Origin of the sequence: Aquimarina latercula DSM 2041 (genome assembly GCF_000430645.1) — a bacterium.
In the GTDB taxonomy this organism is placed as follows: Bacteria; Bacteroidota; Bacteroidia; order Flavobacteriales; family Flavobacteriaceae; genus Aquimarina; species Aquimarina latercula.
In genome coordinates, this window is sequence record NZ_AUMK01000003.1 from 272804 (window position 1) to 295483 (window position 22680).

General features: G+C 32.3%; 21 protein-coding genes. 10 read left to right on the forward strand and 11 right to left on the reverse strand.

Annotation, left to right across the window (positions count from 1 at the left end; translation table 11 throughout):
• Position 1: 1 nt before the first annotated feature.
• The 4 genes from H526_RS0101315 to mreB all read right to left on the reverse strand — a co-directional run bounded on the left by H526_RS0101315 (position 2) and on the right by mreB (position 2907).
• Entirely contained in the window at positions 2–787 is a 786-nt protein-coding gene (locus H526_RS0101315; protein WP_027391313.1) for a PhzF family phenazine biosynthesis protein, read from the reverse strand.
• Between the two features lie 59 nt (positions 788–846).
• Entirely contained in the window at positions 847–1443 is a 597-nt protein-coding gene (locus H526_RS0101320) for a short chain dehydrogenase (protein WP_027391314.1), read from the reverse strand.
• 41 nt (positions 1444–1484) lie between these two features.
• Complete coding sequence (locus tag H526_RS0101325) at positions 1485–1796, reverse strand: ArsR/SmtB family transcription factor (protein WP_027391315.1); 312 nt, start codon at positions 1794–1796, stop codon at positions 1485–1487.
• A 76-nt stretch (positions 1797–1872) separates the two neighbouring features.
• Positions 1873–2907, reverse strand: coding sequence for a rod shape-determining protein (gene mreB, locus H526_RS0101330; protein ID WP_027391316.1), 1035 nt, complete (start codon positions 2905–2907; stop codon positions 1873–1875).
• A gap of 341 nt (positions 2908–3248) precedes the next feature.
• Here mreB and porQ point away from each other — a divergent pair, with 341 nt between their 5' ends.
• Entirely contained in the window at positions 3249–4265 is a 1017-nt protein-coding gene (porQ, locus tag H526_RS0101335) for a type IX secretion system protein PorQ (protein ID WP_027391317.1), read from the forward strand.
• Positions 4265–4966 carry a (d)CMP kinase gene (gene cmk, locus H526_RS0101340; RefSeq protein ID WP_155839594.1) on the forward strand — a complete coding sequence of 234 codons (702 nt, stop codon included), beginning with the start codon at positions 4265–4267 and terminating at the stop codon, positions 4964–4966. Before porQ ends, cmk begins: the two co-directional genes overlap by 1 nt.
• 38 nt (positions 4967–5004) lie before the next feature.
• Here cmk and H526_RS0101345 read toward each other — a convergent pair whose 3' ends face one another.
• The 3 genes from H526_RS0101345 to H526_RS0101355 form a co-directional block, all read right to left on the reverse strand.
• Positions 5005–5322: a hypothetical protein gene (locus H526_RS0101345; protein ID WP_027391319.1), complete on the reverse strand. Its 318-nt coding sequence runs from the start codon at positions 5320–5322 to the stop codon at positions 5005–5007.
• 171 nt (positions 5323–5493) lie between these two features.
• Complete coding sequence (locus H526_RS0101350; protein ID WP_027391320.1) at positions 5494–8808, reverse strand: reprolysin-like metallopeptidase; 3315 nt, start codon at positions 8806–8808, stop codon at positions 5494–5496.
• Positions 8809–9108: 300 nt separating this feature from the next.
• Positions 9109–9486, reverse strand: coding sequence for a LysM peptidoglycan-binding domain-containing protein (locus tag H526_RS0101355; protein ID WP_027391321.1), 378 nt, complete (start codon positions 9484–9486; stop codon positions 9109–9111).
• Between the two features lie 152 nt (positions 9487–9638).
• Here H526_RS0101355 and H526_RS0101360 point away from each other — a divergent pair, with 152 nt between their 5' ends.
• The 4 genes from H526_RS0101360 to H526_RS0101375 all read left to right on the forward strand — a co-directional run bounded on the left by H526_RS0101360 (position 9639) and on the right by H526_RS0101375 (position 12944).
• Entirely contained in the window at positions 9639–10427 is a 789-nt protein-coding gene (locus tag H526_RS0101360) for a tRNA pseudouridine synthase A (RefSeq protein WP_027391322.1), read from the forward strand.
• A 4-nt stretch (positions 10428–10431) separates the two neighbouring features.
• Positions 10432–11079, forward strand: coding sequence for an MOSC domain-containing protein (locus H526_RS0101365; RefSeq protein ID WP_027391323.1), 648 nt, complete (start codon positions 10432–10434; stop codon positions 11077–11079).
• Between the two features lie 6 nt (positions 11080–11085).
• Complete coding sequence (locus H526_RS0101370) at positions 11086–12219, forward strand: flavin-containing monooxygenase (RefSeq protein ID WP_027391324.1); 1134 nt, start codon at positions 11086–11088, stop codon at positions 12217–12219.
• Positions 12220–12299: 80 nt separating this feature from the next.
• Entirely contained in the window at positions 12300–12944 is a 645-nt protein-coding gene (locus H526_RS0101375; RefSeq protein ID WP_027391325.1) for a hypothetical protein, read from the forward strand.
• Here H526_RS0101375 and recQ read toward each other — a convergent pair.
• The 4 genes from recQ to epsC all read right to left on the reverse strand — a co-directional run bounded on the left by recQ (position 12941) and on the right by epsC (position 17336).
• A complete protein-coding gene (gene recQ / locus H526_RS0101380) occupies positions 12941–15055 on the reverse strand; it encodes a DNA helicase RecQ (protein WP_027391326.1) in 2115 nt (704 codons plus the stop codon). The genes H526_RS0101375 and recQ overlap by 4 nt on opposite strands.
• 138 nt (positions 15056–15193) lie before the next feature.
• Positions 15194–15565, reverse strand: coding sequence for a VOC family protein (locus H526_RS0101385; RefSeq protein ID WP_027391327.1), 372 nt, complete (start codon positions 15563–15565; stop codon positions 15194–15196).
• 95 nt (positions 15566–15660) lie between these two features.
• On the reverse strand, positions 15661–16545 hold the full coding sequence (gene cysM / locus H526_RS0101390) for a cysteine synthase CysM (protein ID WP_027391328.1): 885 nt from the start codon (positions 16543–16545) through the stop codon (positions 15661–15663).
• Positions 16545–17336: a serine O-acetyltransferase EpsC gene (gene epsC, locus H526_RS0101395; protein ID WP_027391329.1), complete on the reverse strand. Its 792-nt coding sequence runs from the start codon at positions 17334–17336 to the stop codon at positions 16545–16547. Before epsC ends, cysM begins: the two co-directional genes overlap by 1 nt.
• A 294-nt stretch (positions 17337–17630) precedes the next feature.
• Between epsC and H526_RS0101400 the strand changes: the two genes are divergently transcribed.
• The 4 genes from H526_RS0101400 (at position 17631) to H526_RS0101415 (ending at position 22676) form a co-directional block, all read left to right on the forward strand.
• Positions 17631–18515: a dienelactone hydrolase family protein gene (locus tag H526_RS0101400; RefSeq protein ID WP_027391330.1), complete on the forward strand. Its 885-nt coding sequence runs from the start codon at positions 17631–17633 to the stop codon at positions 18513–18515.
• 43 nt (positions 18516–18558) lie between these two features.
• Complete coding sequence (locus H526_RS0101405; RefSeq protein ID WP_027391331.1) at positions 18559–19242, forward strand: DUF2461 domain-containing protein; 684 nt, start codon at positions 18559–18561, stop codon at positions 19240–19242.
• 75 nt (positions 19243–19317) lie between these two features.
• Positions 19318–20307, forward strand: coding sequence for a type I glyceraldehyde-3-phosphate dehydrogenase (gap, locus tag H526_RS0101410; RefSeq protein ID WP_027391332.1), 990 nt, complete (start codon positions 19318–19320; stop codon positions 20305–20307).
• 140 nt (positions 20308–20447) lie between these two features.
• The gene (locus H526_RS0101415) at positions 20448–22676 is read left to right on the forward strand and encodes a DUF5916 domain-containing protein (RefSeq protein ID WP_027391333.1); all 2229 of its coding nucleotides are present in this window, start codon (positions 20448–20450) and stop codon (positions 22674–22676) included.
• The last annotated feature ends 4 nt before the right edge of the window (positions 22677–22680 follow it).

The following is a 22680-nucleotide window of genomic DNA, read 5'->3' on the forward strand; positions in this document are numbered from 1 at the left end:
TTTAGATTTCTATTTCTCCAGTTAAATAGGGTACAGCGTAACCGCTTAAAAAGACTCTATCTTTCTCTAGTCTACAGTCTAATTCACCACCTCTTTTGGATAATTGTTTAGCTATTAACTTAGTTTTACCAAGTTTTTCAGCCCAAAGAGGGACTAAAGCAGCATGTGCAGATCCAGTTACAGGGTCTTCCAACGGTATATCTGGATTAGCATCAAATACTCTAGATACAAAATCAGAATCATTTCCTTTGGCTGTAATAACGGTACATAAATAGGGAAGTCCTTTTAGTATTTCTAATGTGGGTTCTTCGTTTATAATATCTTCTTCTGAATCAACGGTAATAATTAGATCTCTACCTGCATATGCTTCAATTGGTTTCGATGTAAAGGCTTTATATACTTCTTTGGGAATTTCTATTGGTTTTGGTAATCTAGAAGGAAAGTCTAAAGTAATGGTGTTATTCTTTTCTTTTTTAGCTTTTAGAATACCACTTTTAGAAGAAAATATAACTTCGCTTGCCGAGGCGTCTACATAATTAAAGATTACATAAGCTGCTGCTAAAGTTGCATGTCCGCATAAATCAATTTCTGCATAGGGCATAAACCATCTAATTTCATAGATGTCATCCTTTTTTACGAAGTAACCGGTTTCTGCTAAATTATTTTCAATGGCTATGTTTAATAAAGTTTTATCATCTAACCAATGAGGTAAATGACAAATGGCCGCTGGATTTCCTCCGAATAGTTTTTGGGTAAAAGCATCAATCTGATATATTGGAATTTTCATGAATAGTAGTTTTTAATGGTTTGTGGTGAGCTTGTTATACTGATTTAATAGTTTTATGTTTAATATATTTTTAGAATTTGTCCACTATTAGTTGTGGTCAAAGAGTATTCATAAATTTTTACGACATCTTCAATTTCTACAGGAAAATAGCCTGCAAATTTCTTTTCTTTAGGAAAATCACCTGAGATAGCCCCTGGTGCAACTGTGTTTAAGCGAATACCTCTGTTTAATTCTTTTGAAGCCGCATTAACAAAACTATGAATAGCACCATTTACTAAGGATAATGCTACTGCATTAGGTTCATAATGTTCCGCTAAAATACCAGTAGTTAGGGTAATTGATCCGTGATCATTTATATAATCTTTTGCTATGTGTACTAAGTTAACTTGTCCCATCAGCTTACTTTTTATTCCTAGATAATAATCTTCTTCTTTAAGTTCAAAAAGAGGTTTCCAGGATGCTGTACCGGCTGCATTTATAACTGCATCTAGTTTAGGTAATTTTTCGAACAGTTGTCTGATCGATTCTTGATTGGTAATGTCGATAGGATAGGAGTCACTGTTTCTATGTGCTCCATATACTTCATGATGTTCTTGTAGGGATTCGTAGATTTTTTTACCTATTGTTCCTGTATATCCTATTATTAATATCTTCATAATTATATATTTAATTTTGTAAATATGTTATTTTAAATTTTTTATAAATTATCTTTTATTTCATCAATGTATTGTTGTATAATTTTTTCATTTCTTTTGAAATAAGTCCATTTCCCATGTCTAGTTGGAGTTAATAAACCTGCTTTATTCATAATAGCCAAGTAGTGAGAAATAGTAGGTTGTGATAAACCTGATTTTTCTTTAATAAATTGACCACATACGCCAAAATCAAAATGACCGAGTTCTGAATGGGGAGGAAAATTAGATTCAGGATCTTTTAACCAATTCAAAATTTCTAATCTCGTTAAATTAGCTAATGCTTTATTTATTTCTAGTACTTGTTCCTTATCCACCAATCAAATATACATATTTGATTTTATAAATATGTTTTACTTTGTTAAATAATTATCATTTTACAAAGTAATCTATTTATATATTCCTAATTAATACATTAGTATATCGTTCTAAATTTTTTAATACAATATCGCTTCCTTTTACAACTACTTCTAATGGATTATCTCCTTTGTATACTGGGAGTTCCGTAGTTACAGAAAATCTTTTATCTAAACCACGAAGCAAAGAACCACCGCCTGTTAAAAATATACCTGTGTTATAGATATCAGCAGATATTTCTGGAGGTATATTGGATAAAGTATCTAGTATGTGATTTTCTATCTGTGTTATTGATTTGTCAAGGCTTTTGGATATTTCTCTATATGTTATGTACGCTTGCTTAGGTTTACCTGTTAAGATATCTCTTCCTTGTATTGGTGTATTTTTAGGAGGTACTTCTAAAGTTTCTACAGCAGATCCGATATTAATTTTTATACTTTCTGCAGTATTTTCACCAATATGCAAGTTGTGTTTCTCTCTTATGTACTGTATGATATCATTGTTAAATACATTACCAGCAATTTTCACAGATTTACCGGCAATTATTCCTCCTAGAGTTATAACAGCTATTTCTGTGGTACCACCTCCAATATCAATTACCATATGACCTTTCGGTTGTAGTACATCAATACCAGCTCCTATAGCCGCTGCCATAGGTTCCGAAATTAGATATATTTTTTTTGCATTTAATCGTCTTGCAGATTCTTTTACTGCTCGCATTTCTACTTTGGTGATCCCACAAGGTATTGCGATAATCATATTATATGATTTGATAAAAATAGCACTACTTATGTCTGATAATTTCTTTATCAGAATTTTAAGCATTTTTTCTGATAGATCGAAATTGGCAATAACTCCATTTCTTAAAGGATAACAGGTTTTTATATTTTTATGAATTTTGCCTCGCATTGAACTCGCTTCTTTTCCAACAGCGATTATTTTTCCTGTAATTTTATTTACTGCTATTACTGATGGCGCATCTATTGCTATTTTGCCTTTATGAGTTATTAATGTGTTAGTTGTACCAAGATCTACGGCTATCTTATTGGTTAAGAAATCAAAAAAGCCCATGTTTGTGTGTTAAGTTAGTATCGATTAGCATTATATAAATAAATCATTCGCTAAAATGATATTATACATTTGGGTTGCTAATTCATTATAACTCTGATATACGTATTATATTGTTAGATGTATTGTAAAATTCTGATATTCAATCACATGTGTTTATTATGTTTTGACCTGTACTATTAATCAAATAATTTAATATATGATGTACTATGTATATATCTGTACTTATAAAGTTAATATTTGGTTCATTCTTGATGGTCTTATCCGTTTTATTTGATGTCTTATAAAATTTTTGTTGCTAACTATCGTTTTCCAGATAGTTTCTTTTATTTTTGCTGCTAATGATGCGTAGATATATATTTTTGGTAATCATTTTTTTTACCACATTAACCTATTCACAGATAGGAGGTAGGTATACTTATCAATTCTTGAATTTGGTTTCTTCGCCAAAACAGGCTGCGCTTGGTGGTAAGTATGTTACTGGTTATAATATGGACCCTACTTCGGCAATGCTTAATCCAGCTACAATTAATATCGAAATGGATAATCAATTATCTATAAATTATGTGAATTATATTGCTGATGTTAATTACGGATCAGTATCATACGCAAAAGCATTCGGAGAAAAACAAAGAGTATTTCACGCTGGAATTACTTATATCAATTATGGTAAGTTTGATGGATTTGATGAGTTTGGAAATGAAACTGGTGATTTTGGGGCTGGAGAAGTAGCAATTTCAGTTGGATACGGATATACAATTCCTAATTCAAATTTTCATGTTGGTGCGAGTGGTAAATTTATCTCTTCCAAATTAGAAGAATACACTTCTTTAGGAGGTGCGCTGGATTTAGGTTTGATTTATCATAATCCAGAATCAAAGTTTGATTTTGGTTTTGCGGTTCGTAATCTTGGAACCCAATTTACTACATATGACAATACTAGAGAGGACTTACCTTTATCTGTAGATATGGGAATTGCTCAAACTCTAAAAAATGTACCTATTAGATGGAATTTTACATTAGAAAATCTTCAGGTTTGGGATGTTGCTTTTAGAAATCCAGCTAGAGATATTACGGATCTCGAGGGAAATGTAGAGGCTGATGATCCTAGTTTTGTAAATAATGCGTTACGCCACGTTGTAGTAGGGTTAGAGTTTTTTCCTGAAAGTGGTTTCAATATTCGTTTAGGATATAATTTTAGAAGATCAGAAGAATTGAGAATAGAAGATCAGAGATCTTTTGCAGGACTAAGTGGTGGTTTTTCTTTAAAATTAGGGAAGTTTAGGTTTGCCTATTCATACGCCCGTTATAATTCGGCGGCTTCGTCCAGTACTTTTGGTGTTAATGTAAATCTTCAATAGTGAATCACAAAATAATAATAGCAATAGATGGGTATTCTTCAACTGGTAAAAGTACAGTTGCTAGACAATTAGCAAGGGAATTAGGATATATATATGTTGATACGGGTGCGATGTATCGCGCTGTTACATTGTACGCTATGAATCAAGGTTATATTGATGAAAATACTTTTGATAAAAATGCCTTGACTCAAAATCTTCATTTGATTAATATCAGGTTCGAAGTTAGTACTATTACTGGTTTAGCTGAAGTATTTTTGAATGATGTTAATGTCGAAAAAGAAATTAGAACACTTAAGGTTTCTAGACAAGTGAGTCCTGTAGCCGCAATATCTTCTGTTCGAAGAAAATTAGTTGAGCAACAACAACTAATGGGAAAAAATAGAGGTATTGTAATGGATGGAAGAGATATTGGCACTGTCGTTTTCCCTAATGCAGAATTAAAGTTATTTATGACTGCTACTGCCAAAGATAGGGCAGAAAGAAGATATAAAGAGCTTGTAGAAAGAGGAGAAGATGTTACTTATGAGGATGTTTTGAAAAATGTAGTTAATAGAGATCATATTGATAGTACAAGAAAAGATTCTCCATTGCGTAAAGCTGAAGATGCAATAGAAATTGATAACTCAAATCTTACACTTGTTGAACAGTTTGATCAAATCCTTACTATTGCTAAAAAAGCAATTGCTAAAGGGAAAAAATAATATCCTTTTCTATGAAACTATAAATAAAAAAGTAGTTATTAGTAAGCTTTAACTTCCCTTAGTTCGTAGAATAGCATTTTTCCTTTAGTCCATTCTATCAATTCCTTTGATTTATTATCTTCTTTTACTAAAAGCACTCTATTTAGAATTAGAATATTATCTCGGAATTTATACCTTAAAGGAATTGTAGTATCAGAAACTGCATATAAGGGAGTTTCTTTTACTATTTGATATTCTTTCCCATTATTCATTACTACAGTCTTTTTAGACTCATAAATTATATTGGTTTTAGATAGAACTTGCCCATAACCAGATATAGCAATTACTAGAAAAAATGAAAATAAAATCGATTTCATAATTATTGATAGTTTTGGCGGGGTATATTTACGGTAAAACCTCAAAGTTACACAATTTTTTATTTTAGGAAAGTATTTTCCGACAAAGAGAAACAATTAATTTTTTAAGTGTGTTTATCTTTTATTGATAGTACGCTAGGTTTTGAGAATATTAAAAAAAATGATGTTTTCTTATTTCACAATAATTGCGTGATTAGATAACTTCCCTTCGATATTTAGGGAAAGAATATAAGATCCTGATTGAACCCCTTGTAGGCTTATTGATTTGTTATTTATTGATCCATTGGATACACTTCTTCCTTGTAGATCATAAAGTATATAACTGATTTTTAAATTAGGTGCAATAACATTTAAATAACTATTTGAGCTAACAGGATTTGGGTAAGCACCAATCTGTAATCCTTCAGTAGTTGTAAAACTTTCTATTTCTGGACCTCTTGCTGTTCCTCCAACTGAGAAAGTAGTAGATTCGGATCCTCCAAAAGATCCACCAGAAGCTAAAGTAGTACTTCCTGCGGATAGAGTATACGATCCATTACCGTAAGAACAGCAAATCCCATCACCATAAGAATCATTAATTGTAAATGTATATGATCCAGCATCTAGACATTCAGTAATAGAAATTGTAGAACCATCAGGCTGTGAACCGTATGTTCCTCCAGAAGCTACCACTTGATTGTTACTATTGATAATTTGCCAGCTTGTTTCTTCAGGATAGTTATCTAATGTTATAGATAATGTTACATCAGTACAAGAAGGAGGTGTTACGGTACCTGTAGTTAAATTAATGTCATCAACTGTCATATCTCCAGCCCAAGAGGAACTAGTAATACCGTTAAATCTAAGTTGAACTCCAGAACCGGTTAATGATGCTAAATTTACAGTTGCATTTTGCCAAGAATTTCCTTGATTACCCGATTCAGACCATAAAGATGTCCAAGTGATACCATTATCATTACTTCCTTCTAGAGTTAATGTTCCCATGCTGTTACCATACATATGATATTGAAAAGTGAATGTTGCTTGAGTAGTTCCGGTTAGATCAAAACAAGGAGAATTTAATATAGCTCTTTTGTTTGGATAGCCATTTCCATTTCCAGATGCTTCAATATACATATAAAAAGATCCTTCCGTAGCACTAGACGGTCCTGTATTTCGTGACGGTGTACCATTAGAATCTCTAGTCCAATTAATATCATCAGCAGTAGCTTGCGACCAATTTCCTAATCCATTTTCAAAACCTTCACTATATGGGAATGAAGAAATTTCTCCGGTACAACCTGTATTTGGAGTTCCAGCATCAGTAGTAATATTTACTGTGTTACTAAAACTTGATTCATTTCCTGCTGCATCTTTAGCTTTAACTCTAAAAGAATATGCTGTTTCTGAGGATAATCCAGAAACCGTATATGATGTATTTGCAACAGTAGCAATTATAGTATTATCTCTATAAACATCATAACCAGTTACCGCAACATTATCTGTAGAAGCATTCCAGGAAAGATCAGTAGTACTACTAGTTGTGTTAGTAGCTGTTAAACTAGATGGAGTAGAAGGTGCTTGTGTGTCTGGAGTAATTACACCAGAAATTTCAAAGTCTGTGTTAGAAATATCAAAGAAAATATTTCCAGAACCTTTAACCATAATTCTATTTTGAGTACCCTGAACATTAGGAACTGTAATATCATGAGAACCATCATTTGGTACTCCAGTTGCTAATGCTATAGAATATGTGTCTCCTCCATCTGTAGATAATAAAATATCTACATTGGCGGCATTAATTCCATTTCCAGTAGTTCCAGCTACATCCCAAGTTACTGTTTCAGTTGCATTTGCCGACCAACTAACATTGGTATTAGGTGTATTTATTACAAACGGCCCTGCACTAGCAGTAACATTAACGCTCATATCATCACTATTGTTTCCAGCACCACCAGCTTTATTGTCTCTTACGGTTAACCTGAAATTAAGCGTTCTAGTAACATTAGGAACAGCTTCCCATTGCCAAGAAGTAGCTCCTGTTTTTATAGTTTCTAATCTAGGAAAATACCTTTTATTTGATGTAGATGGGTTAAAAGATCTAAATGCAACACCAGATGTTCCAGTAACACTTGGATATGTAGACGAAGCGTTGTTTTCATCTCTTTGTTCCCAGCAATATGTAAGTACATCTCCAGAATTAGCATCAGAGCCTTGACCTTCTAAAACAAAAGGAGTTCCGCTGGGGATAGTATAATTAGATCCAGCATCAGCAGTTGGGATAGCATTACCGGTATTAGTATTTGTTTGACAACTTGTAGATTTTACATAGTTAGTTACCTGTTCAATAGAATAAAAGTGAAAATAAGGATCACTATTCTGTTGAACATCTGTAGCACCAGTTATACCTGCATATCCCATAATAGTAGTTCCACTTCCTGGCTCAAAATGAGCATTAGTGCCTTCATTTCTGATTGAAAATGTATGGTTAGCTCCAAATTGATGTCCGATTTCATGAGCTACATAATCCACATCAAAAGCATCACCTATCGGAGTACTTCTAGAAGTAAAAGCACTTCCTTTACTTCCGTTCACACAAACACAACCAATACAACCAGCATTACCATTATCACCTGCTTTTGCAAATAAATGCCCAATGTCATAATTCGCTTCACCAATAACATTTGTTAACGTTGATTGAAGTTGACTATTAAAACTACCGGTATAAGGATCTGTATTAGCATTGGTATAAATAACATCATCAGTATTTCCTATAAGAACCATGGTAACCGCAAAATCGCTTTCAAAAATACCATTTACACGGGTCATAGTTGTATTGATAGCTGCTAAAGCACCAGCTTTAGTTCCTCCATGGAATTCTGTATACTCACCATTTGTTGAAACAGCTAAACGGTAAGTTCTTAAAGTGCTATCGTCAGCATTTTTCATATTTGATGAAGTAGAGTTACTTAAGTTAGGAGTATCTCCATCCACTAAACATTCAAATTTCTTAACTGTATCAGATTTTTGGTCTCTAGTATAAATTGTATACGTAGTACCATCTGTAGAAATAGGCTCTATAAATACTGTAGGCCCATTACTTAAGCGCATACTTTGCAATCCTAAAGGGGACATGCTAAATCTTACTCTTGTAGTAGGGTCCTCAATACTCTGTCCAGCATATGATTTAATTCCAGGATATTTAGCAGCAAGTTCATCACTAAATACTGGAGCTTCAAATACTCTATAGGATTCCATATTTCCGTCTGCATTTGGTAATGGAATGATAGTAGATGATCCAGTAGATTTTCCTCTTAATGGAGAATTGGCAAGCATTTTCTGAATACTATTTATATCTAATGTAAAAAGAGTATTCGCTGGTAAGTCCTTTTTAGTTGAAATAACGTTTGAACTTTTAAGGTTTGTGTTTGTTTTTGTCCAAGGATTTTGGGCAAAACTGAGACTTATCATGAATAAGCCCATGATTAAAGATAATCGTGTTTTCATAATTAATAATAAATTGAGTTAGTGGAGTCAAATGTAGATATATTTTCATAATTTTTGTGAAATAGTTAACATAAAAATATACTTTGGTTAATAATTATACTAAAATTGATAATATATTATATGTTTCAATGTCAAATATTCAATTTACGAACCTTTTTTATGGGTGAATTAACTGTATTGATATTGTTAAATAAGTCATAATTACTTATCGTTAATGGAATACTTCATCGTCAGAGTAGAACAAAAAAAGACCGCTGTAAAGCGGTCTTTTTAATATATGTGTTATAAGGTCTATCTAATCTATAGATTTGGAATAATTAATTCTTGATCCGGGTGAATTACATCGGGATTCTTTAGAATATGTGTGTTTGCAGCAAAAATTTCTTTGTACTTCATAGGATCTTTGTAGTAATGCTTTGCAATTTTACTTAATGATTCACCACTTTTTACAGTATGTCTATGATATACAGAACCATCTGCTACGTCAATGTCAGCTACAATATCAGATGGAGCTTCTCCACCGATTTCTTTTATTTTATCCCAAAGTTGATTTTTCTCATATTGAGTATTAGCCGTTCCTTTTACTTTAAGAACCCCATTTTCTTCGGATACATCACCATTTTGGATATTTAATTCTTGTCCTAAATCCAAAACGTCTTGATATTTTGCTTTAACCATAACTGAGTTGATTTTTTAAATTATTAATTAGATTTACTCAAATATAATAATTTCTAAAGTTGATTTTATACTATTTACTCATTAAAAAACATCTTATTATCGATGAAATACATAATTTATCTATATTCGAATACTTTTAAATAATTATCAATATGTTTAGAAAACGATACTATTACCTTATTCAACTACAATATTTAGGTTTTAGATATCATGGGTGGCAAAAGCAGCCTAATGTTAATACACTACAAAGAATGGTTGAACGAACCATTAATTATGTCCTAGAAACAAAAGATTTTAAAGTATTAGCGGCTGGACGAACGGATGCAAAGGTATCTGCAAATGAAGCTTATGTAGAATTATTTGTGGATTATAATCCGTTGGTGCTAAAGGATTTTTTTGAGTTATTTAATCAAAATCTACCGCAAGATATCAGAGGTATAAGTATACAGGAAACAGATGAGTACTTTAATATTATACAGCATCCAAAAATTAAAGAATATATATACTTGTTTTCCTATGGGAAAAAATTTCATCCGTTTAGTGCTCCTTTTATGTATAATGTTATAGGAGATTTGGATATTGATAGTATGATGGAAGCAGCAAAACTATTTGAAGGGAGACATAATTTTAGATCTTATTGTCATAGACCTAATGCAAATACGATTTTACACGGAGAAATAATACAATGTGAAATTGTAAAAAATGATTTATATACAGCAAATTTTTTTCCGGATTCGAGTTATTTGTTTAGAGTAAAAGGAGAGGGTTTTAAAAGAAACCAAATAAGATTAATGATGGGGGTGTTATTAGATTTAGGCAAAGGTAAAGTGGATATAAATTTTATTAAGAAAACATTGAATCCTATGGAAGAAGAAATTACTTTAGAGCACATTGTTCCTGGTTCCGGGTTGATTTTAAATACTGTAAAGCTAAAAGAATAACTAAATGAAAGTAGTATCCACTAATATTGGAGAGACCAAAACGATTTCTTGGAGAGGAAAAGAAGTTAAAACGGGTATTTATAAGTATCCAGTTGATGAACCTATTTATCTAGATAAAGAAGATGTAAAAGGTGATCACGTTGTAGATCGGCGTGTTCATGGAGGTGTAGATAAAGCCTGTTATTTATATGCAGCTGAACATTATCCATATTGGAAAGAGAAATATCCTAATCTAGATTGGGATTATGGAATGTTTGGCGAAAACCTAACAGTTCTTGGACTTGATGAACGATTAATTAATATTGGAAGTGTTTATGTGTTGGGAGAAGCGTTGGTGCAGGTTTCACAACCTAGACAACCTTGCTATAAATTGGGTGTGCGTTTCGGGACTCAAACGATTTTAAAACAGTTTATTACAGCATTGATACCTGGTGTGTATCTTAGAGTTTTAACTCCAGGGATAGTACAAACTGATGATATACTTATTCCACATGAAATACATACCGATGGCATATCAATCCAAGATATGTATAAGTTATTTTATGATCAAAATTCGCACGAAACTTTAGCTAAAAAAGCAATAAAAGACCCTTTTGTTACTACTAACAATAAAAAGAATATCCTAAATAGATACGGTAGCTCAATTTCTTAATTGATTATGAATGTAAGAGTAATTGAAAACTTGATTATTGGTGCCGGGCCTGCTGGATTAGCAGTTGCGGGTCGTTTTGTTAAACAAAATGTTCCTTTCGAAATAATAGAAAAAACAGATAAAATTGCTTATAGTTGGCATCATCACTACGATAGACTTTTATTGCATACAGTAAAAGAACTTTCGTGTTTACCTTATTTAGAGTTCCCTGATGAGTATCCTAGATACGTTCCTAGGGCTAGGTTAGTGGCATACTATGAGAATTATGCAGAACATTTCAATATAAAACCTCAGTTTAATATAGAAGTACAATCCGTACAGAAAGAAGATGGGTTTTGGCGCGTAATAACGGATAAACAAAGTTATCAAACAAAAAATGTCATTGTTGCTACGGGAATAAATAGAGTTCCTTTTTTACCTGTTTGGCTGGATCAAGAAAAATTTGATGGTGATATTATTCATAGTAGAGATTATAAAAATGCAATCCCTTTTGTAGGAAAGAAGGTGTTAATCATTGGTATGGGTAATACTGGTGCAGAATTGGCGCTAGATTTAAGTGAACATAATATTGATGTTAGTATTTCTGTCAGGAGTCCTCTTCTTATTGTGCCAAGAGATATTAATGGTCGTTCCGTGCAGCTCACTGCAAAGAAATTAGAGAGATTGCCTTTTGGTTTAGGAAGATGGATTGGAAAACAAGTACGCAAGATTGTTATTGGAGATCTTTCTAAATATGGAATTTTATCTTCTAAAAAAGATCCAATTGATCATTTAAAACAAACAGGAAAGACACCTGTTATAGATCTAGGTACCGTTAAACAGATTAAATCTAATAAAATCAAAGTAATTGGAGATGTTGCGTCATTTTACGCAAATGGGGTACAATTAATAAATGAGACTAAATTAGATTTTGATGTTGTTCTATTAGCAACAGGGTATAGAGCTAAAGTAAGCGATTTTATAGATAACACTGATGGGCTATTAGATCAATACAATATTCCTAAACAAGTTGTAGCCGATGGTAAGCATAAGGGATTGTTTTTTGTGGGTTTTGATAATTATAAATTAGGAGGGATATTAGGAACTATTATAGCGGATTCTAAAACAATTGTATCTAAAATTTTAAAAGATGCGTTATAATTTCACGGTTAACAGTGTTTTATTGAGTATATAGTCTTACTAGATTTGTTAAGTTTTTTTTATCAATTTATAAGAGTTTAATGAAGGATATATTATTTCTATTTTTGCTTGTAGTAAGTAAATCTTTATTTGCTCAGGAACCTCGTCAACCTATAGTTGACTATGAAGAAAATAATCTAATTTTGGATAATTTTCCTGCGATTTCCGAAGATGGTTCTCATTATTTAGCTGTGTATAATCAATATTCGTGTTGTATTTATTTGGGAAATTCGTTACAAAAGATAGAAACGAGTAGTGGAAAGATCTTAAGTGAAATTATTATTTCTCCAACTGAAGAGTCCGTTCAATTCACCATTTCTAAGCAAAAATCTATTTATAAAAACATAAAGCATCTTCTTAAAAGTAATCATTATTATACAATGAAATTGATTGACAAATTTAAAGTAATGTATGGAGAAGATAAAGATGAGTTGTATATTATGGTTAATATATCTGATAACATATACGCTAGTAAGAAATTTATCTTACCCAGAATAAACTCTCATGGTTTTTGTTGTAATGGGGGTATCGATATGAATGAAAACTGTTTACTAAATCAAGAAATAATCAATGTTTCTTTTTCGATTAGACATAATGTTCTTTTGGTAGAAACAGGTTTAGATCAGCTTGCAGATGGCTGTGATCAAGGGCCTTTTTATCAAGTGATTCCTATTTCAAAAAATTAGTCGTTTTCCAGAATAGCTAGTGCCAGTTTGATAGAGTTATAATCCATTGCTTGTTCAAAATGCTCAAAATATGGTTTTAACCCGTCCGGATTATCCAATGTTTCTTTGGCTTCTTTTACAGATTTAATATCAGCGTTACTAATAAATTGCTTTAAATCAATGTCTTCTCCATCATTATACAGCTTCATGATATGAGAAAAAATAGTTGATTGTGCTAGTTTTCTTTCTTGAGCGATTTCTTCTATGGACAACCCTTGTTTATATAAATTAAAGGTTTCTTTATAAGAGTTGCCTTTATTCTTATTTGATTTTTTCTTCTTCTTTGTTTTTTCTGTAGAAAAGTCAATGATCGTTTTAATGAATTGATATCCATAGTTTTGCATTTTCATTTTCCCAACTCCATTTATTCGCATAAACTCATCATCACTCATCGGTCTTACTTTTTCCATTTCTTTTAAGGTTGCATCATTAAATATTTGATATGCAGGAATACCAGCTTCTTTAGCAAGGCTTAAACGTAATTCACGTAATTTATCAAATAATGTATTAGATGAAACTTTCTTGGTTTGCTCAACATTCTTTTCTTTAATTTTTTCTAATTCGATAAGATTTGCAAGACGTACTTCTTCATTTTCAAAAAGAACTTTTTTTGAAAGTTCAGTAAGTTTTAATTTGTTGTTTAAGTGAAAAGCAATTTCTAAATATCCTTGATTTATTAATTGAATGATATATTGTTGCCAATCTCGCCAAGAAATATCATTCGCGATACCGTAAGTTTTAAGTTGCTGATATCCTTTATCTAGTACTAATGCATTCTGGGCACCTCTTAATACATCGATTATAGTTCCTATGGGTTCTTCTTCTTTAATTCTAGCAACGGTAGATAAAGCTTTCTGGGCAATTATAGTGCCATCAATAAAACTAGGAGGATTATTACATACATCACAATTACCGCAATCCTCTTCTATTAATTCTCCAAAATAACTAAGTAATATTTTCCTTCTGCAACTTAGAGAATCTGCATATTGCTTCATTCTATCTAATTTTGCCATCTGGACTTCTTGATTCCCGGATGTAGTTGCAAATTTTTGTAATTGAACAACATCTGCATAACTATGAAAGAGTAGTGTAGCAGATGGTAGTCCATCTCTTCCTGCACGACCAATTTCTTGATAATATCCTTCAATGTTTTTGGGTAAATTATAATGAATAACCCAGCGTACATTGGACTTGTCAATTCCCATTCCAAATGCAATGGTAGCACATACAATTTGAATATTATCATTTATAAAACCTTCTTGTACGTTGGCTCTTTTTTCGTGTGGAATACCAGCATGATATGCCTCTGCAATAAACCCTTGATTCTGTAGTTTTTCTGCTAACATTTCTGTAGTCTTTCTACTTAAGCAGTAGATAATACCAGAATCGTTAGGTTTGTCTTCTAGAAAATTAAGTATCTGCTCAATTCTTTTATTTCCCGGGCGAACTTCGAGACTTAAATTTTTACGATCAAAAGAAGCTAAGAATTGTTTGGCATTTTTAATATTAAGTTGTTGACAAATATCTTGCCTAGTTGCTTTATCCGCTGTAGCAGTTAGTGCAATCAAAGGTGTGTTAGGGAATCGACTTTTTAGATATCCTAATTGTGTATATGCTGGTCTAAAATCATGACCCCAGGAGGAGATGCAATGAGCTTCGTCGATTGCGATTAAACCTATTTCTATTTGTGATAATAACGAATCTAAGAAATTCAAACTCTCCGGAGCTACATAAAGTAGTTTAATTTCCTGATTAAGGATTTTTTGATAAATTTCTTGTTGTTCATTTTCGTTTTGACTACTATTTACAAATGCAGCTTCTATTCCATTAGACTTTAGTCCATCTACCTGATCTTTCATAAGAGCAATCAATGGAGAAATAACTAATGTAATACCAGAAAGAAGTAAAGCAGGTAATTGATAGCAGATAGATTTTCCACCACCAGTAGGCATAATAACAATGTTATCATGACCATTAAATATAGAATTTACAATGTCTTCTTGTAATGGTCTAAAACTATCATATCCAAAATATTCTTTTAGCGTGCTTAAAATTTGTTTTTGATCTGGCATAAATGCAAAGAAAGGAAAAAAGCTTTCAAAAAATAAATGATATTGGTAGAGCTTATCAAAATATTTATAGTGATTGATTTTTCTATTTAAAAAGCCCAATGAATAGACATAATAAAGCTTGATTGCTTTTTTGATATCTTAGACATGTTGGTCAATTAGGATAGTATTTCCATCAGGATCTGTTAATACAATACTTGCTGGTCCACTTGTGTTCTCGTCCGCCTCTTTTTGTAATTGTATGTTTTTGTTTTTGAGGTGCTTTTGAATTTCTCTTATGTCTTCAAAATTTTCAAGTTTATTAGCTTTTTGATCCCATCCTGGATTGAAAGTAATAATATTATTTTCAAACATTCCTTGAAAAAGCCCGATAAGAGTTTTCTCATTTTTCATTATTAAATAATTGTTTTTTATGTCTCCTGCAAATACTTCAAACCCTAAGTTTTCATAAAACTCTTTTGAGATATGGATATTCTTAACATTTAGACTTATTGAAAATGCACCTAATTTCATTTTTATGTATATTGTTGTGAATCATAAAATTAATGAAATTTCTATTTATCAAAAGAAGCGTAACTAATGTTTTGAAATAAAATGTATTGAGTATATTATAAAAATAAATCAGAGCTTAAATAACGATCACCGCGATCACAGATGATTGCAACAAGAACTCCGCTATCTATAGTTTCTGCTAATTTTAAAGCCGCGGTAACAGATCCACCGCTGCTCATACCAGAAAACACGCCTTCTTCTTTTGCTAATCTCTTAGCCATTTCTGTAGCTTCTTCTTGACTAACTTCTATAACTTGATCCACTTTCGAAGGATTAAATATTTTTGGTAAATATTCTTTAGGCCATTTTCTTATTCCAGGAATTCTTGATTCATCTGTGGGTTGTACACCTACAATCTTAACTTCTTGAGATTGTTCTTTTAAATAGGTAGATGTTCCCATAATGGTTCCTGTAGTTCCCATAGAAGAAACAAAATGTGTAATCTTTCCATCAGTATCTTTCCAAATTTCGGGACCAGTAGTTTTGTAATGTGCTTTCCAGTTGTCATCATTAGCAAATTGATTTAGCATAACGTATCCGTCGTTGTTTACTTTTGATTCTGCGTAATCACGTGCTCCTTCAATACCAACATCCGCAGAAGTCAATGTCACTTTTGCACCATAAGCTCGCATGGTTTGAACACGTTCTTTGGTTGAATTTTCTGGCATCACAAGTTCAATATCTAAATCAAAAATACCTGCAATCATTGCCAGAGCAATACCAGTGTTTCCGCTTGTAGCTTCTATTAATTTTGTGTTTTTACCAATATCTTCACGATCTAACGCAGACTTTATCATATTATAAGCTGCACGATCTTTTACACTTCCTCCAGGATTATGTCCTTCTAGTTTTAAGTATAATGTTATGTTTGGATTATTAATTAGGGAAGTAGCTTTTACTAAAGGCGTATTTCCAATGAGATCTAAAATGCTATGAGACATTAAATTACTTTTTTTATCTTGATTTCTGATGTGTTTGATATAATCGAATTCTCTGGGACCGAAGAAGTTATCCAAGCATTACCTCCGATAGTGCTGTTTGCACCAATAACAGTAGTACCACCAAGTATTGTTGCATTTGCATAAATAGTAACATTATCTTCTACCGTAGGATGTCTTTTTACATTACGAAGCTTTCTATCTACATATAAACCACCAAGAGTTACCCCTTGGTATATTTTTACATTATTCTTAATAATTGCAGTTTCTCCAATGACAATTCCTGTAGCGTGATCAATAAAAAATGATTCTCCAATTTCTGCTCCAGGATTAATGTCTGTGCCAGTTAATCTATGAGAATACTCTGTCATAAGTCTAGGAATAAGAGGCAATCCAAATTTTAATAGCTCATGGCTTAATCTATAGATCGCAATAGCATAAAATCCAGGGTACGCGAGATAAACTTCTTCTATCGAATTAGCTGCAGGATCACTTTTTATAAAAGAATCTGCATCCTTATTAAGTTTTTGCAATATCTCAGGGAGCTTTTCTAAATAAGATTGCCATATTTTAGAACAAGGTCTTTCAGTTTCCCAACAGGCAAGATCTACCAACTCTTCAAAGGTTTGTTCCAGTATAGCGATGTTTTTTTCTACTTCTGTATCAGAATCGAATAAAGTATAAAAAAGAAGATTAGTGAAATACTCTGTTCTCTCCTTAAGTTTTAGCTTTAGATTAGGATTCTTTTTCTGTTTTTCAATCTTAGCTATAATTTGTTCTCTTTCTTTAGTCATAGTGCCTATTTTGAAAAGTCTAGTAAATATATAGAATAAAGAAATAGAGAAGTCTTATTTAAATACAAATACTTACATTTTTACAATAATAATAACAAAGAATGGTCAGAATTGATAGTAATACATAAAATTTGGTTAAAAAGATAAGACGGTTTGGTATTCTTTTAAGATGAATTACCTTTATAAGGTTTACAAAGAACTCGATCTATACTTATTGTTTTTTATAGATATAGTTAGTGATAAGATTAGCACAGGAAAAAAAACTTAATTTATCAAATAATAATAGCATAAATTATGAAAAAACTCAAAAAGGAAGATATTAAACAAGAGGTGTTTAACTTATATGATGAGTATGCACATAGTAAGATTCAGAGAAGAGAGTTTATTGAGAAGTTGGGGATCTATGCTGTAGGAGGAATTACAGTTCCTTCTTTGATGAGTTTTTTAATGCCTAATTACGCGGATAACTTGATAGTTGATAAAAATGACACTCAATTAGATTCTAATTACATTACATATAATTCGGAAAAAGGGGGAGGAGAAATAAAAGCATTGTTTTCTAAGCCTAAAGATATAAAACAAAAATTAGGTGGAATTGTAGTTGTGCACGAAAATAGAGGGTTAAACCCTTATATAGAAGATACAGCAAGGAGAGCGGCGTTGGGAGGTTTTATTACTATTGCGCCTGATGCGCTATCCCCATTAGGAGGATATCCAGGTAATGATGACGAGGGAAGAAAATTGCAAAGAAAACGAGATCGAAATGAAATGCTAGAAGATTTTATAGCAGCATATAAATATCTAAAACAGCATGAAGAATGTAACGGTAAAATTGGTGTGGTAGGGTTTTGTTTCGGAGGATGGGTTTCTAATATGATGGCAGTAAAAATAGCAGATCTAGCTGCTGCTGTTCCTTTTTATGGAAGTCAACCTAAAGAGGATATTGATAAAATAGAAGCTCCATTGATGCTTCAATTTGCTGGTCTCGACAAGCGTGTTAATGAAGGTTGGCCTGAATATGAAAAAGCTCTTAAAAAAGAAAATAAAGAATATGAGGCTTTTACATATCCGGAAGTAAATCATGGTTTTCACAATACAAGTACGCCAAGATATGACAAAGAAGCTGCAGAGTTGGCTTGGAGTCGCACGATACAATTTTTTAAGGAAAAGTTAGTATAGCGTATCTCAATACAATAAAAATATAATCATTAAATCAAAATATATGGAGATTAGAATTCCTGAATTGGCATTCGAGTTTTTAAAAGATCTAAAAAAGAACAATCATAGGGATTGGATGCAAGAACATAAAAAACGTTATCAATCTAATGAGAAGGATTTGAAAGCATTTTATGCCTCAGTGACGGAAAGGTTAAATGAAGAAGATGAGATAGAGAAAACTAAGGTGTTTAGAATTAATAGGGATGTGCGTTTTAGTAAAGATAAAACTCCATATAATGTGCATAGAAGCGTTAGCTTTAGTCGGGCAGGAGCACATCGAAGAGGAGGATATTATTTAAGATTAGAACCTGGTAATTCTCGCATGGCTGGTGGTTTTTTTAGTCCAGAACCTAAAGATTTATTGCGTATTCGAAAAGAGTTTGAAATGGATGATCAAGAAATTAGAGATATTTTAGATCATTCAGATTTTAAAAAAGCATTTGGAGGTTTTAATACGGCTTATCAAGTAAAAACTGCGCCCAAAGGATTTAGTAAAGATCACCCATCAATTGATTTGATTAAAAACAAATCATTTTTTGTAGAACACAAATTTACCGACAAAGAGGTATTTGCCGAAGATTTCTTGGAAAAACTGATATATCATTATAGGTTATTAAGACCATATTTTGATTACATGAGCGATGTGTTAACAACGGATTTAAATGGAGTTTCTTTAATAGATGGATAATGTAATTTTAGTTGGGTTTATGCGACTACTATCCTATAATTTTAACCACATTTTAATACCAACAAAAAATAAGATATGAAAAGAATAGCAATAAATGGATTCGGAAGAATCGGGAGAGCTGCACTTAAAGTAATTATGGAGGAGCCAGGCTTAGAAGTTGTAGCAGTTAATGATTTAATGTCAATTGATAATGCTCAGTATTTACTAAAATATGATAGTGTATATGGAATTTTTGATAAAGAAGTGAGTATACAGGATGATCATTTACTTGTAGATGGTCAGAAGATATTATACTTCAATCATAGAGACCCTGAACAACTTCCTTGGAAAGAAAATAATATTGATGTCGTAATAGAAAGTACGGGTTTCTTTACAAATAGAGAAGATGCAGAAAAACATATTAATGCTGGTGCTACTAATGTTGTGATTTCTGGACCAACAAAAAGTAAGGATACACCAACAGTAGTCCATGGAGTTAATACAGAAGATGGAAAAACAGCTATATTTTCTTGTGCTAGCTGTACTACGAATAATATTAGTCCTGTTGTAGAAATCTTAGGGAGAACTATTGGAATTAAAAAAGCAATATTAAATACTATCCACGCGTATACAGCTTCGCAAACTTTGGTTGATGCACCATCAAAGAAAAATCCTAGAATGGGTAGAGCAGGAGCAGTTAATCTTACACCAACTTCGACAGGAGCAGCAATTGCAACAACAAAAGCGTTGCCACAATTCGAAGGTAAATTCGATGGTATAGCTGTTAGAACTCCTGTACCTGTTGGTTCCGTAAGCGATGTGACGTTTATAGCCGAAAGAAACACTACTGCTGAAGAAATTAATGAAATACTTTTAAAAGAAGCTAAAACCGATAGATATCTTAAAGTTTTGGATGTTACCTATGAACCTATCGTTTCTTCTGATATACAAATGAATCCTTTTGCTTCTACTGTGGATGCATCTATGACAAGAGTAGTAGATGGTGATTTGGTTAAAATTATGATCTGGTATGATAATGAGTGGGGTTTTACGAATCAAATGATTAGACAAATTTTAGAACTATAATACGTTATGGAACAAAGTATATCCAAAATCTTATGGTTTTGTTTGTAATAATTTTAACATAAACTAAGCTTTCGTATTATATTTTTGAGAATTCAATATCAAAAACTACTGATTATTAAGAATAAACACGAAGCTTTAGCATGAGATTTTGGATTACTGTACTTTTATTTAGTTTAGGACATCAAGTTCTTTCCCAAAAAAATACTGCCGAAAAAAGGTCTTTTATTGTTGGTACCACTTCAGAAAGCATAACAATTGATGGTCAGTTAGATGAAGCTATCTGGACAAAGTTAGAACCTGCTAAAAATTTCACACAGTATTTCCCAAATGATTCTTTACCAGCTGCTGCGCAAACAGAAATATACATGTGTACAGACAAGAAAAATTTGTACATAGGAATTAAATGTTATGCTGCAGGAAATGATTGGGTAATAGAATCCTTGCGTAGGGACTATCGTGCAGGAGGAAATGATAATATCACTTTACTATTCGATACTTTTGATGATCAAACCAATGCATTCTATTTTGGAATTAATCCAGAAGGTGTTCTAAGAGAAGGAACTATAAGTAATGGAGGAAATGTTTTTCAGGATTTTTCTACTTCTTGGGACAATAAGTGGAGAGGTAATGCTAAAAAATACGATGGTTATTATACCGCAGAACTAGAAATTCCTTTTAGCACTTTTAGATATCCAACACCTTCTAAGAAATGGGGGTTTACTTCGTATCGATTTGATACACAGTCTAATGAGATAAGTACATACCCAGGAACACCGCGAAATCAAGTTGTTTTCACGTTAGCATATCCCGCAGAGATGATCTGGGAAGAAGATTTGACCACTAAGAGTAGTGCGGTTTCTTTGATTCCATTTGTTTCTACAGGGATCAATAAGGACTATGAGGATAATCTACCAACGGATCAAATTTTTGAAGTAGGAGGTGATGCTAAAATTGCATTAACACCTGGTTTAAATTTAGATTTAACCGTAAATCCCGATTTTTCTCAGGTCGAAGTCGATGAACAAATAACCAACCTAGATCGTTTTGAGATCTTTTTTCCAGAGCGAAGACAATTCTTTTTAGAAAATGCAGATCTTTTTGGACAGTTCGGTTTTTCTAATATTAACCCATTTTTTTCTAGACGTATTGGGGTGGGAGAAGATGTAGTAACTGAGGAATTGGTACAAAATAGGATTTATGGAGGTTTACGAATAAGTGGAAAGTTAAATCCGAAGACCAGAGTTGGTATATTAAACATGCAAACAGCTTCTAGTAAATCGCAAGGAATTCCCGCAACTAATTTTGGTGTTGGAGTTATACAAAGAAAGATAGGTGTACGTTCTAATATTGGAATTATTGGTGTAAATAAACAAGCCGTAAATTTTGATGAAAATCTAGATACTTTAGATATAAATCGGTATAATAGAATGATAGGACTAGACTATAACTATTCTACTAAGAGTAATACTTGGTTTGGAAAAAGTTTTATTCACTCAACTTTCTCTCCTGATACCGATATGGCGATAGCACAAGGTACAACTGTGAATTATAATACTAGGAAATTTGGAGCATTATGGAAGCATGAATATGTTCATGAAGATTATAATGCAGAAGTTGGATTTACGCCCAGAACTAATTATGTAAGAATTAGTCCCACTGCAGAACTTAGGTATTATCCTCAAAATGATTTTCTTAACAATTATAGTTATGGCGCGGAGGCGGATGTTTTTTGGAGACCCGAATTTGGGAAAACGGATCATTTTTTCTCAGTTGGATTAGGAGGGGAGTTGTCCCAAAGATCAAATTTTGGTTTTAATCTAAATCATAGTTATGTATATCTTTTTGATCCTTTTGATCCTACAGGTACTGATTCAATAGAGTTGGCTGCAGATCAAGATTTTTCTTGGATAAGTTTTACTGGAAACTATCGTAGTGATCGACGAAAAGTATTTAGTTGGAATCTAAGTCCATACGTCGGAGAATATTTTAATGGTTGGAGATACGGTACTAGAGGAGGCTTTAACCTACGTTTTCAGCCCAAAGGTTTTTTCTCTCTAAATTACGCAGTTAATGTTTTTGATTTACCTCACTTAGATGGCACAAGAGAGACTTATTTAATTAGCCCCAGGATAGATTATACGTTTTCTAAAAGTTTGTTTACGTCTGTTTTTGTACAGTATAATTCACAAAATGATAATACCAACATTAATGCACGAATCCAATGGAGGTTTGCTCCAGTATCAGATTTAATACTCGTATATACAGATAATTATCTAACAGGAAATGTAGATGATCCAATGAATCGATTTGCTTTTGATGTAAGAACTCGTTCCATAGTCTTAAAAATCACGTATTGGTTAAACTTGTGAAATA